The following is a 13,819-nucleotide window of genomic DNA, read 5'->3' as shown; positions in this document are numbered from 1 at the left end:
TTTTTTCTCAAAATGTGTTGTGAATTAGGTAGAAAAACCGTTAATTTGCACCCTGTTTTGAAATAACGAGATAAAGTATAGAGCAATGTCAAGAGTTTGTGAACTTACAGGTAAAAAAGCGATGGTTGGGAACAATGTTTCTCACGCAATGAATAAAACCAAGCGTAAATTTAACGCCAATTTGGTAAAAAAACGTTTTTTTATTCCTGAAGAGGATAAATGGATTACTTTGAAAGTATCTACCTCTGCGCTTAAAAATATTAACAAAAAAGGAATCTCTGCCGTGATCAAAGAGGCTAGAGCAAAAGGATTTCTTCAGAAATAATCCTTTACCTATAAAAATAAAGTAAGATGGCAAAGAAAGGAAACAGAGTACAGGTTATTTTAGAGTGTACTGAGCATAAAGCTTCTGGTAAACCAGGTACATCTAGATATATTACTACTAAGAATAAAAAGAATACGCCGGATAGAATGGAGTTAAAGAAATTTAACCCAATCTTGAAAAAAATGACGGTTCATAAAGAGATTAAATAATTTGAGTCATGGCAAAGAAATCAGTAGCAGCATTACAAACAGGATCTAAGAGATTAACTAAAGCTATCAAGATGGTTAAATCTCCTAAAACAGGTGCATATACTTTCGTTGAAGCTATTATGGCTCCTGAAGAAGTTAACGATTACTTGAAAAAGTAATTGTATAAAAAATTATAATTTTTTTAAAAGGCCGTTCTGATTTCTTATCGGGACGGCTTTTTCTTTTTATGTATATTTGCCCCTAATTACAAAGTCTTTTGGCTAAAAAGACTATTCTCATTAAAACCAACTTTGAAAAATGAGTTTATTTAAAAAGATATTTTCGAAAGAAAAAAAAGAAACTCTAGATAAAGGGCTGGAGAAAAGTAAAAGCAGCTTTCTATCTAAAATGAGTAAAGCTGTTGCTGGTAAATCTAAGGTGGATGATGAAGTTTTAGACGATCTTGAAGATGTTTTAGTAAGCAGTGATGTTGGAGTTGCTACTACGATAAAAATCATAAATCGTATAGAAGATCGTGTTGCCAGAGATAAATATTTAGGAACAGAAGAGCTAAATAAAATTCTAAGAGAAGAAATATCAGGTTTACTTTCTGAAACAAATTCTGGTGAGGCGACTGATTTTGTTATCCCGAATAAGAAACCTTATGTGATGATGGTTGTGGGTGTAAATGGTGTTGGTAAAACAACTACAATAGGAAAACTTGCCAATCAATTTAAGAATAGAGGTTTAAAGGTTGTATTAGGCGCAGCCGATACCTTTAGAGCTGCAGCTATAGATCAATTACAAGTTTGGGCAGATCGTACAGATGTACCGATTATACGTCAGGAAATGGGCAGTGATCCGGCTTCCGTAGCTTTCGATACCGTGCAAAAAGCTGTGCAAATGGATGCTGATGTTGTTCTAATAGATACTGCTGGAAGGCTGCATAATAAAATTAACCTGATGAAAGAACTTTCTAAGGTGAAGCGAGTAATGCAAAAAGTAATTCCAGATGCGCCACATGAAGTTTTATTAGTTTTAGATGGTTCTACTGGTCAAAATGCTTTTGAGCAGGCTAAGCAATTTACTGCAGCTACCGAAGTTACCTCTTTAGCAGTAACCAAATTAGATGGTACCGCTAAGGGCGGAGTAGTAATTGGTATAAGCGATCAATTTCAGATTCCGGTAAAATATATCGGTGTTGGTGAACGTGTAGAAGATCTACAAGTTTTTAATAAAATTGAATTTGTAGACTCTTTCTTTAAATAATATTAGTGATTTTAACTATTTATTCCTTAACGAGAATAAAGATCTAGTAATTAGCAAATAACCCAAACAATTTAAGCAAACCCCATATGAAAAAGATCTTATTCTTATGTATGATATTGGCTATAATAAGCTGCGGAAAGGATAAAAAAAATAGTGAAGATACGCAAGATATCGTTGTCTCAGATTCAACCGGAACAAGCGATTATCAAGGTGATGTAATTTTACAATTTAAAGTTTTAGATTCTAAATATCTTGAAAAAAATGTAATGTGGTCTCCTTTTGAGATTGAATTATATAAGATAACTGAGAAAAAATATGATAGTTTAAAAACAATCATTCTAGAAAAAGATATTACAGAATTACAAAATAGTATTGCGCAAGACAGTCTCACCTATGAGGAGTTAACCTTATTCTATCTTTACAGAATGCGTAAGTTGGACAGAGAGAATGAACTGGCATTGAATTCTGTTATAGCATTAAATCCAGATGTTTTAAGTAATGCTCGTCTAAGAGATAGAAATTACAAAAATACTAAAGATAAAAGTCCGATTTACGGTATGCCGGTCTTGTTAAAAGATAATATTAATACCGCTACCATGGCAACAACTGCCGGTGCCGTTGCATTGCAAGGTAATACCACTCCAGATGCATTCATTGCAGCTCAATTAGAAAAGGAGGGCGCTTTAATTTTAGGGAAAGCGAACCTTAGTGAATGGGCATATTTTTTCTGTAACGATTGCCCAAGTGGATATTCTGCAGTTGGAGGACAAACTTTAAATCCATATGGTAGGAGACTTTTTGATACCGGAGGATCAAGCTCTGGTAGTGCAGTTGCTGTTGCTGCCAATTTCTCTCCATTGGCTGTAGGAACAGAAACCTCTGGATCTATTCTTTCTCCTGCTAGTCAGAATAGTCTTGTAGGATTAAAGCCAACGGTAGGTTTGTTAAGTAGAAGAGGGATTGTTCCAATTTCAAGTACCTTAGATACTCCCGGTCCAATAACCAAAACAGTACGAGATAATGCAGTGCTACTATCTGCAATGGTCGGAAGAGATACCTTGGATAGTAAGGTGTATGCTGATTCTATTGAAATCAAAAAAGATTATTATTCAGCTTTAACAGACACTACGAGTCTTAGAGGAGTAAGGTTAGGTGCTATTAAAGAATTGATGAAGGATTCACTTTATAGCAAAGCTTTAAATGAACTTAAAAAAATAGGGGCTAAAATCGTTATTTTTAAAGCCGAGGATGTCGAATTGTCAGATTTTAAGAGGCTTTTAAGCCTGGATATGAAAAACGACTTGTCAGCCTATTTAGAACGCTACGCGAAGAGAGTAGATGTAAAAACTATAGAAGATATTGTTGTTTTTAATACAGAAGATTCTGTACAGCGCATTCCATATGGACAAGCTTTACTCGAAGGTGTTGTAAAAGATTCAGCTTCAATAGAAGAATTACAGGCAATTAAAGATACGCTAAAGTCAAGAGGTAGAAAATTTTTCAATGCACCTATGAATAAGCACCAATTAGATGGTATTGTCTCTATCAATAATTATCATGCCGGTTTTGCAGCAGCAGCAGAATATCCTGCAATTACGGTACCGATGGGTTACGATAAGTATGGAGAACCAAAAGGCTTAACGTTTATCTCTGTTCCATATTCAGAGCAGGATTTGCTACGTTGGGCTTATGCCTATGAAAAGGAATCTAAACAACGTAAACCTCCAAAAGATTATATAAAATAATGAAAAGAAGATATTTGATAATATTATCCAAATTAATATTTATTTACTGTCTTTTTTATGTTTTCATGAAAGTCTTAGCCGTTTTCCAAGGTGCCTGGCTTTATGCAAATTTAATTATGGCTTTTCCGGTGTTAATATTGGGGCTATTAGGAGCTTATTTTGTAAAGATTAAAAAGTACAATTGGCTATATGTGATCTTTTCTGCAATTCTTATAAGTATTATTAGGTATTATGAACAAGGTTGGTTATTAGGTCTGCACGAATATTTTAGCACTTAAAGCTTAAAATCATATCCTTTTAGAAGGAAAACCCATCTTAATGAAAGTTTTGATGGGTTTTTTATTGCAATTAATTTGCAATAGTTAGTATCTTAGTGCCACTCTGAAAATTATCTAAATATAATTCAATTACTTTATGAGAAAATTTTACTTGCTGATAATGCTATTGTTTGTAAGCCTGGCAGCCTCGGCACAAGAAAATGCAAAATGGCTACGATATCCCTCGATTTCGCCGAACGGTAAAACCATCATTTTTGGATACATGGGAAACCTTTATCGCGTTAGTAGCGATGGTGGTGTGGCTATTGCCATAACTACAGGAGATGCTTACGATATGCGTCCTGTTTGGAGTAATGATGGTAAAAATATCGCCTTTGCTAGTGATCGCTACGGAAATTTTGATGTGTATACCATGCCGGCAACTGGCGGCACACCAACAAGATTAACCTTTAATAGCGCCAATGATTTTCCTTATGATTTTACACCACAAGATGATAAAATTCTCTACGGAAGTGGGCGCAACGCACCAGCTTCCAGCGTAAGATTTCCTAATCCCGGATTGTTTCAAAATTTATATACCATTCCTGTAAAAGAAGGAAGACCAAAATTGATTACCGCCGCAGGAGCTGAAGAAGCTCATTTCAGTAAAGATGGAGAGCATTTGGTATTTCAGGATAGAAAAGGTTACGAAGATGCCTGGAGAAAACATCATACTTCAGCAGTGACCAGGGATATTTGGTTGTACGATTTAGAAAATGATTCTTATAAGCAAATTAGTGATTTTGAAGGTGAAGATCGCGAGCCGGTATTCAGTACAGATGCTTCAAAAGTATTTTATCTGAATGAAAAGGACGGTACACAAAATCTTTACGTGAAAACCCTAAATTCAGGTTCAGAAGAAAAACTGACAAACTTTAAAGATTTTCCGGTTCGTCATTTAAGTATTTCAGATAATGATAAACTGTCTTTTTCTTGGAAAGGAGAGGTTTATACATTGATGCCAGGATCTAAGCCTAAAAAATTGGCGATCAAAGTTTTGGATGACGCTGCTTTTGAAGCTATCAAAAATATGGATATAAACAGCGTAACCGAGTTTGCTGTTAGTCCGAACAATAAAGAGATTGCTTTTGTAAACCGTGGGGAAGTTTTTGTTACGGGTGTAGATGATTCTCGTACCAAAAGAATTACCAATACCTCTACGCAAGAGCGAATGATCAGTTGGTCTCCAAATGGAAAAGAACTTATTTTTTCCGGAGAGAGGGATGGTAGCTGGAATGTGTATAAAGCGACGTTAAACCGACCTCAGGAAGAATATTTTTATGCTTCGACCATCGTAGATATCAAACCTTTAATTAATACTGAAGCTGAAGAATTTCAGGCAAAAATAGCCCCAGATTCATCCAAAATCGCCTTTGTAGAAGAGCGAAATATCTTGAAGGTAATGGATCTAAAATCGGGTAAGAAAACAGTTATTCTTCCTGAAGGTAGAAATCATTCTTATAGCGATGGAGACTGGTCTTTTCAATGGAGTCCAGATAGTCGTTGGTTAATGGTAGACGATCAAAAAGGCTATTTCTTCCTTAACAATACCGCCTTGATCAAAGCTGATGGTAGCGGTGAAATTTTTCATCCAGTCAATAGCGGATTTGGGGAATCCAATGCCAAATGGGCGATGGATGGTAAGATGATGACGTACGCCAGCAGTCGTGAAGGTAGAAAATCTTTAGCACTACAGGGAAGTACAGAGCAGGATATCTATGCGGTATTTTTCGATCAAAAAGCTTACGATCGTTATACATTAAGCGAAGAAGAATTCAAGCTTTTAGAAGAACGAGAGAAAAAGGAGAAAGAAGAAAAGGAAAAAGCTGAAGAAGACGATAAAAAGTCTAAAAAGAAGAAAGATGATAAAAAAGACGAGCCTTTAAAGCTCGATTTTGATAACCTGGATATCCGTAAAGTAAAGCTTACGATCAATTCGGCCAGCATTAGTGATTACGTTTTAAATAAAGATGCGAGTAAGGTTTTTTACCTGGCTTCATTTGAAAAAGGATATGATCTTTGGGTAACCGAACCTAGAACAAGAGAAACTAAGATCTTGGCTAAAATGGGCGGTTCTCCAAGCGGAATCGAAATTAGCGAAGATGGGAAATCATTATTTTTGAGTAATAACGGCAGGTTGGTAAAAGTGGATGCTGAAAGTGGTAAATTAGATAATATTGCCATTAACGGAGATATGGTTATAGATGCTGCGGCAGAAAGAGAATATATGTTTAACCACATGTGGAGACAGGTAACCAAGAAATTCTATGATCCAGAAATTCATGGGATCGATTGGCAAATGTACCATGATGAATACGCTAAGTTTTTACCGCATATCAACAATAATTACGATTTTCAGGAATTATTAAGTGAACTTTTAGGCGAATTGAATGCGTCCCACACCGGTGGTCGTTATTATGCTTCAGCCGCTAACGGAGATCACACTGCTTCTTTAGGATTGTTATATGACGAATCTTATATGGGCAACGGAATTAAAATTTCCGAAGTTATTTCTGGAGGGCCACTAGATAATGCCGATAGTAAAATAAAAGCTGGTGATATTATTACAAAGATCAACGGTAAAACCATCGAATCTAATGAAAACTGGAATAAGTATTTAAATAATATTCAGGATAAAAATACACTGCTAACGATTAGGAGTGGCAATTCAACTTTTGAAGAAACTATTAAACCGGTTTCAGAAGGAGCTATTCGTAGTTTAATGTATAAGCGCTGGGTAAGAACTATGGAGCGCAAAACCGATAGCCTTAGTGATGGTAAATTGGGCTACGTACATATTCAGGGAATGAATGACGGAAGTTTTAGAGATGTTTTTGAAAATGCACTTGGTAAGAATTTAGAAAAAGAAGGTCTTGTGGTAGATACCCGTTTTAATGGTGGTGGTTGGTTACACGACGATCTTAATACTTTTTTAAGCGGAGAAGAATATCTAAAATTTGCGCCACAGGGAGAAGTGATTAGCGGTGGTGAACCAATGGCTCGCTGGACAAAACCAAGCATTGTTTTAATGAGCGAAGGAAACTATAGTGATGCTTTTATCTTCCCTTACGTGTACAAACAAAACGGAATTGGTAAACTGGTAGGAATGCCTGTTGCCGGCACCGGTACTGCAGTTTGGTGGGAGCGACAAATAGATCCTTCGATCGTTTTTGGTATCCCTATGGTGGCCACTATCGGAGCCGAAGGAGAACCAACTGAAAATATGGAATTGCAGCCAGATATCGAAGTAGCTTTACCTTATAACGAATTTTTAAGCGGAGAAGATCCACAGCTGCAAACCGCGGTAAAAGAACTTTTAAAAGAAACCGAATAAGATTTTTAAAAACTTAGTCGATTCCGATCTAAAATCAAAATTAAGAACTGCCTCGTGAAATTTTTTACGGGGCAGTTTTTTTATACCCAACAATAGTTTATTTTTAGGTTTTGCATTTCAATATGAAGCTAACTTACCCCAGCAAAGTTTATTTAAATGGAGAATGGCTGAAGCCTGAAGAGGCGAAAATCTCTGTTTTTGATCGTGGTTTTTTATTTGGTGACGGCATTTACGAAGTCATTCCTTTTTACAGCGGAAAGTTGTTTTTGCTGAAGGAACATTTAGACCGATTAAAATATTCTTTAAATGAAGTCGAACTGAAATGCAACATTGGTGATTTTGAAGCACTAATTTTAAAAGCGATCGATCTGGCTGAATTAAACCAGGAAGACGGCGCAATTTACATTCAGGTGAGCAGGGGAATGGCGCCAAGAACACATTCTTTTCCTGAAAAATACGATGCTACAGTGCTTATGTATGCCTATAAAACCAATCTTAAAGGTTTTCAGCAGCAATTTAAGGATGTGGTGGTGTCAAACGACCTGCGTTGGCATCGCTGCGATATAAAATCGGTTTCCTTAATGGCCAATATTCTTGCTAATACCGAAGCTAAAAAAGGTGGTTTTGCTGAAAATATAATGATTAGAGACGGTTTTTTTACTGAAGGTTCGCACTCTTCCCTGTTTTTTGTCAAAAATAAAACGGTTTATACGCATCCAAAAGGACATTTTATTTTACCAGGAATTACCCGAGATTTATTGATCAAATTGTGTAAAGAGAACAATATTGAAATTGTTGAAAAAGCGCTTTCGGTTTCAGAATTAGATGAAGTAACCGAAGTTTTTATCACCGGAACAACTACTCAGATCACTGCTATTAAGAATCTACATTTTCCAGACAAAATTTTACATTTTGGAGATGAAATTGGGAAAGTCACTAAAAGACTTCAGCAATTATTTTCCGAAGAAGTTAAAAAGCAACTAGGAATAACTATTTTATAGTGTACTCCGTAATCGTGATCAAATGCTACTGGGCTTGCCTCGAAATATTGAATAATTTTCTGATAAATGTCTTATGGGTATGCCTTAGCTAATTTAATTTATAATGAGATAGTTAAAATTAGAAGGTTGATAAATTGATTTTTTATTTTCTCAAATAATAATTGAATTTCTGCACCGTTTTAAGAAACCAAAATCAAAGATTAGAATTATTTTATGTTAGACCTACTTATCGTCAAAAAGCTTACCCGTAAAGGAAAAACTGCTTACTGGATTATACAACTTACTCTGGATATACTTTTTATTGGCTATCTATTTCTATTTATGGATTACGATTTGGATCGTTTAACAGGAGATGGCTACGGAATTTTAATTGTAGGCATTGTAGTTTCCTTATTAATTTCAGCAGGTATTTGCTTGAGCCTTTGGAAGAAACCAAAAGAAGAATCCAATACAGAAGAAGATTAAAAGCTATAAAAGCGCTAATTTTTCCATGAGAGTCTTAGTATTTCGTTCATCTTCACTACTTTTGCACTCCTAAACGAAGATTGTACATGAGGACTAAATCGCTAAAAAAGAACAGGATAAATGTAGTAACCCTTGGTTGTAGTAAAAATGTTTACGACAGCGAAGTGTTGATGGGGCAGTTAAAAGCGAATAATAAAGAGGTTGTTCACGAGCAAGAAGGTAACATCGTAGTAATAAACACTTGCGGATTTATAGATAATGCCAAAGAACAATCGGTAAACACAATTTTAGAGTTTGTAGAGAAAAAAGAGCAGGGCGATGTAGATAAGGTTTTTGTAACCGGATGCTTAAGTGAGCGATATAAGCCAGATCTACAAAAGGAAATTCCTAATGTAGATCAATATTTTGGTACTACAGAACTTCCTGGTTTGCTAAAAGCCTTGGAAGCCGATTACAAACATGAGCTTATTGGTGAGCGTTTAACCACAACACCAAAAAATTATGCCTATTTAAAGATTGCTGAAGGTTGTGATCGTCCTTGTAGTTTTTGTGCTATCCCGTTAATGCGCGGTGGTCATAAATCTACGCCAATCGAACATTTGGTAACTGAAGCTAAAAAACTGGCGGCAAACGGTGTAAAAGAGTTAATTCTTATCGCGCAGGATCTTACTTATTACGGTCTTGATCTTTATAAGAAAAGAAATTTGGCTGAATTACTAGAGAATTTGGTGAAAGTTGAAGGTATCGAATGGATTCGTTTGCATTATGCTTTCCCAACCGGATTCCCTATGGATGTATTAGAGATCATGAAGCGTGAGCCTAAGATCTGTAACTACCTTGATATCCCGTTACAACATATTTCAGATGAGCTATTAAAGTCGATGCGTCGCGGTACTACTCACAAAAAAACCACAGACCTTCTATATAAATTCCGTGAAATAGTACCAGAGATGGCGATTAGAACAACGCTTATCGTTGGCTATCCGGGAGAAACCGAAGCACATTTTCAGGAATTAAAAGAATGGGTTAAAGAAATGCGTTTTGAGCGTTTGGGTTGTTTTACTTATTCTCACGAAGAAAACACGCATGCGTATAATCTTGAAGATGATGTTCCAGATGACGTAAAGCAAGAGCGCGCTAATGAGATCATGGAAATTCAGTCTCAAATTTCCTGGGAATTGAATCAGCAGAAAATCGGGAAAACCTTTAAGGTGATCATCGATAGAAAAGAAGGAAATTATTTTATTGGTAGAACCGAATTTGATTCTCCAGATGTAGATAATGAAGTCTTAATTGATGCTACGGAAATTTACCTGAAAACTGGTGAATATTACGATATTGAGATTACCGAAGCAGCCGACTTTGATTTATACGGAACGCCTCTTAATGCAGAAGCAAAACCAACCCGTAAAGAATTAAAAGTAAAAACGGTTTAGTATAAATTATTATAGGAATTATTAAAGGATTTCAGTATTTTTAACTGAAATCCTTTTTTTATGCAGAAAATTGAAAAACATAACGGCTTTTTTAGAAGGCATTATTATAATGTTTTTGGCTTGCTCTACATGCTTATTGCATTTGCATTGCTTTTTTTTGAGCATGATTTCAGTTTGATGTATTATGGCTATTTTATAATTGGAATTGCATATTTTGGTATTCAATATTACTACGGTGACTCTACAGAAGAATCAATAAGCTGGGATAGTGAAAAGATTATTTTAAAGAAGTGGCGCCAAAAACCTGTAACCTATTCTCTTTCTGAAGTAGATCACCTTAATATTTCAGATTATCATCTTACAATAAAAAAAGGAGCAGCTACCGGAACAATGATAAATCAATTCTATCCTCTCGTTTAGCAGGGGAATTAGCAATTGCTTAGTGCAATTAGTATTTATCATTAAATTAAGTTTCAATTAGCTTATTTTAGTAGTTTAGTGATCCATATTTACTTGTATGTCTCAGGAATCCTTCGATTATTTAAGTTTTAGAGAAAAGCTCATTTATGCTACTAGAGACTTCTTTTCGTTATCGATAGTTTGGTTGTTGCTACTCTTTATCTTGAGTATATTAGAGCTAATTTATAACGCAGCACTTCATTCTTTACCAGAAAATTTCTTCAATTTACTGCTTTACAGCTGTTGGATGGATGTTCTACTTTGGTTAAAGTGGGGTATTTTCTGTTATTTTTTTTATGCGATTCTTTATGTTATTCATCCAAAATCAGCAAAAATAGCGTTCAAAAGTTTTATCTGTGTTGCAGCGATAGTTCAAACCGGTTTGGTTTTATATTTTACGACTTCTCTAAATTTATTAGGAGCAGATATATTTAGTTATTCAATAGAAGATGTTCAGCAAACTTTGGGAGCTTCTGGTGGCTTAAGTTTTTTAGCAATACTTCAATTTTTAATCGTTATTGGTCTTTGCGTTGCTATTTTGTGGTGGTTGCCAAAATACATTAAATTACCGTGGAGCGTAGGTGGGATCTATCTAATAGCTTCAGTAATTATTTTCTTTACGCCAACCACTTCAGCGTGGAGCCAAATAAGTTTGCAAACTACTTTTGCAAGTAACCTGGTTACTAATAAATCTGATTATTTTTTTACAAGTTCGTATTATTATTTCTTTCCGAAGACAGATTACGATGTAGATATTTACGCCGATAATTATATCGGTATTTACGATAATATAGATAATGCTATAGTCGATTTTGAATATTTAGATGAAGGAAATTATCCATTTTATCACACCGAATTAGATAGCGATGTTCTTTCTCCGTTTTTCAATTTGAATGAAAAAAAGCCGAATATTGTTATTGTTCTGGTTGAAGGTTTAGGACGTGCATTTACAAATAAAGGTGCGTATTTAGGAAATTTTACGCCTTTTTTAGATTCGCTTTCTACAAAAAGTATGTACTGGAAAAATTTTCTTAGTCAGGGCGGTCGTACTTTTGCGGTTTTACCTTCTATTTTAGGTTCGTTACCATTTGCGCAAAGTGGTTATTTAGGAATGGGAGAGCAGATGCCTAAACAATTATCACTTTTAAACCTGCTAAAACATAATGATTACGAGACCTCATTTTATTATGGTGGCGACGCGAGTTTCGATAATATGGAACTGTATTTAAGAAGAAATAATATTGATGATCTAATCGACAAAGATGAGTTTTCTACAAAAGAAGGATTATTACCAGAAATAAACGGATTTACCTGGGGATATGATGATGAAGCACTTTATACAGAATATTTAAAAACAAGACCGTCAGATAGCGCTGCAAAGCCACAATTAGGCGTTTTACTTACAGTATCGTCACATAACCCTTTTAAAATTAATCATCAGCAGGAGTATTACGATCGCTTTGAACAGCGTATGGAGCAATTGGAGTTTACCGATTCTCAAAAGCAAGATTACCGTTCTTATCGCGATCAATACGCCAGTATTTTGTATACCGATGAAATGCTGAAGGAATTTTTTGATAGCTACAAGAAAAGACCAGATTTTGAGAATACTATTTTCTTAATAACAGGCGATCACCGTTTACCCGAAATCCCGATGGCTACTGTTATTGATCGATATCATGTACCTTTAATTATGTATTCGCCAATGCTTAGCAGAACTTCAGAAATAGCTTCGATATCCTCACACCAAGATGTTACCCCCAGTCTTTTGAATTTGCTGAAATCGAATTATAAAATGGATCTTCCCGAAAACTATAGTTGGTTAGGAAAAGGCTTGGACACTGTGGTAAATTTTAGAAATGTTCATCGCATTCCATTAATCCAAACAAAAGTAAATATGAAAGACTACGTAGTAGGAAAATACCATCTTAATGGTGATCGCCTGTATGAGATTCTTGAGAATATGGGATCGAGACCAGTAAACGATCCCGAGCAGCAACAAAGCATTTTGGATGCTTACAATGGATTTAAGCAGAAGAACGCGATAATTACCAACGGAGGGAAAATAATACCGGATTCAGTTTATGCGAAATATGCCAACTAAGATTGTTTATTTTTGCTGTTAATTTTTGCTTGGTAATCTTCTAAAATAGTTTGAAGCATTGGGCGATAAAATTTCCAGAAGAAGCTAGCTCTTTCAGTTTTGTCCCTATCGTTATAAAATAATCGCTTAAAAACACCAATTCCTTTAAAATATGAGGTTCTCATGGTAATTGGATTATCGCAAAAATCTCCGGAAAAATAATAAAATTCGTAATCGTTATCTACATGATAAGTTACCGCAGGAAACGAATTTGGAATACCATATTTCTTTAATTCCTGGCTGCCTTTTTCAGTGGTAAAAAGCTTATAATTTGCAGCGGTTTTATTGATTGCCGAATTATTTTGAACAATATCGAACCAAAATGGATATTTCATTTCCTCTGGCAGGGAGAAGCGTTTTCTTCCGTAGTCATTACTTAAAATTTGCGGGATTTCAAGTTCTAAGTGTATACTGTCTTCTAAAATGGTTACCTGGTCACTCTCGTGTACAAAAGCAATTCCCGATTTTTTAAACGGCCATTTATCACCATGTTGATTTAAGTAATTTCTAATAAGCCAACGCGGTAATTCTTTGTTAACCAAAGTATCCAGATTATCGAAATAACGACCAGTCCAGCCTGTCCATTGGATACCAAAAGTCCGTTCAAATTTTCTACGGATATCGAAAGCGGTAGGGGATGCAAACGTATTAAATTCGGTAATAACCAATTTGTTTTTATCTTTCATTTTCTGTAGCAACTCCATATCATTCTCCTTCAATCCGCCATACACAATACCCGATCGCTCTGTTTGATTTTTTTGCTCATACCACTCGTTGGTATAAATTCCGTAGGTATCAGTAAAATACACCAAATCGGCATCATTGCTTAGTTGTTCAATTTTATTTGAAGGGAATCGTTCTAGACCTTTAAGTTCGAATTCTTCATTTTGTTTCGGGAAAAAACCAAAATAATCTTCGCTTCTTTTATAGAATTTAGTTGAAGTTTTGGTGTATTTTTTATAATTAAGAATCCAATCTAAAGAAATATGTTCCTGGCCCTCTTTAGTTAAAACGGTCTTATCTATAATGGCTGCAACCATCTTTGTTTTAGGCGTAAAAAACCACGCCAAAAACATAAAAACCGGAGTTAATAATATTAAAATTAAGATGATGTGTTTTAAACGCTTTTTTAGCATT

The 13,819-nt window shown here is 35.2% G+C and carries 12 protein-coding genes; 11 read left to right on the top strand and 1 reads right to left on the bottom strand.

Translation table 11 applies throughout. The features are described from left to right. The first annotated feature begins 85 nt into the window (after positions 1 to 85). From rpmB to PBT89_RS11515, 11 genes are all read left to right on the top strand, one after another. Positions 86 to 325 carry a 50S ribosomal protein L28 gene (rpmB, locus tag PBT89_RS11565; protein ID WP_013070732.1) on the top strand — a complete coding sequence of 80 codons (240 nt, stop codon included), beginning with the start codon at positions 86 to 88 and terminating at the stop codon, positions 323 to 325. 26 nt (positions 326 to 351) lie between these two features. Then, positions 352 to 534: a 50S ribosomal protein L33 gene (gene rpmG, locus PBT89_RS11560; RefSeq protein ID WP_093113661.1), complete on the top strand. Its 183-nt coding sequence runs from the start codon at positions 352 to 354 to the stop codon at positions 532 to 534. A gap of 8 nt (positions 535 to 542) precedes the next feature. Further along, positions 543 to 692, top strand: coding sequence for a DUF4295 domain-containing protein (locus PBT89_RS11555; protein WP_084842706.1), 150 nt, complete (start codon positions 543 to 545; stop codon positions 690 to 692). Between the two features lie 139 nt (positions 693 to 831). After that, complete coding sequence (gene ftsY, locus PBT89_RS11550) at positions 832 to 1,782, top strand: signal recognition particle-docking protein FtsY (protein ID WP_270062047.1); 951 nt, start codon at positions 832 to 834, stop codon at positions 1,780 to 1,782. Between the two features lie 86 nt (positions 1,783 to 1,868). After that, positions 1,869 to 3,527 (top strand): amidase family protein, encoded by a 1,659-nt coding sequence (locus PBT89_RS11545; protein WP_270062046.1) that lies wholly within the window; start codon positions 1,869 to 1,871, stop codon positions 3,525 to 3,527. 414 nt (positions 3,528 to 3,941) lie between these two features. Continuing rightward, complete coding sequence (locus PBT89_RS11540; RefSeq protein ID WP_270062045.1) at positions 3,942 to 7,178, top strand: S41 family peptidase; 3,237 nt, start codon at positions 3,942 to 3,944, stop codon at positions 7,176 to 7,178. A 122-nt stretch (positions 7,179 to 7,300) separates the two neighbouring features. Then, positions 7,301 to 8,179 carry an aminotransferase class IV gene (locus PBT89_RS11535; protein WP_270062044.1) on the top strand — a complete coding sequence of 293 codons (879 nt, stop codon included), beginning with the start codon at positions 7,301 to 7,303 and terminating at the stop codon, positions 8,177 to 8,179. A gap of 213 nt (positions 8,180 to 8,392) precedes the next feature. Then, positions 8,393 to 8,644: a hypothetical protein gene (locus PBT89_RS11530; RefSeq protein ID WP_270062043.1), complete on the top strand. Its 252-nt coding sequence runs from the start codon at positions 8,393 to 8,395 to the stop codon at positions 8,642 to 8,644. Between the two features lie 86 nt (positions 8,645 to 8,730). Next, entirely contained in the window at positions 8,731 to 10,080 is a 1,350-nt protein-coding gene (gene rimO, locus PBT89_RS11525; RefSeq protein WP_270062042.1) for a 30S ribosomal protein S12 methylthiotransferase RimO, read from the top strand. 60 nt (positions 10,081 to 10,140) lie between these two features. Further along, positions 10,141 to 10,500 (top strand): hypothetical protein, encoded by a 360-nt coding sequence (locus tag PBT89_RS11520; RefSeq protein WP_270062041.1) that lies wholly within the window; start codon positions 10,141 to 10,143, stop codon positions 10,498 to 10,500. A 97-nt stretch (positions 10,501 to 10,597) separates the two neighbouring features. After that, positions 10,598 to 12,643: an LTA synthase family protein gene (locus PBT89_RS11515; RefSeq protein ID WP_270062040.1), complete on the top strand. Its 2,046-nt coding sequence runs from the start codon at positions 10,598 to 10,600 to the stop codon at positions 12,641 to 12,643. Here PBT89_RS11515 and PBT89_RS11510 read toward each other — a convergent pair. Beyond that, the gene (locus tag PBT89_RS11510) at positions 12,640 to 13,818 is read right to left on the bottom strand and encodes a hypothetical protein (RefSeq protein WP_270062039.1); all 1,179 of its coding nucleotides are present in this window, start codon (positions 13,816 to 13,818) and stop codon (positions 12,640 to 12,642) included. The genes PBT89_RS11515 and PBT89_RS11510 overlap by 4 nt on opposite strands. Position 13,819 lies beyond the last annotated feature (1 nt).

The organism is Zunongwangia sp. HRR-M8 (assembly GCF_027594405.1).
Taxonomy (GTDB): Bacteria; Bacteroidota; Bacteroidia; order Flavobacteriales; family Flavobacteriaceae; genus Zunongwangia.
Note: the sequence above shows the minus strand (reverse complement) of the source record. Positions and strands in the feature narration are given on the sequence as shown.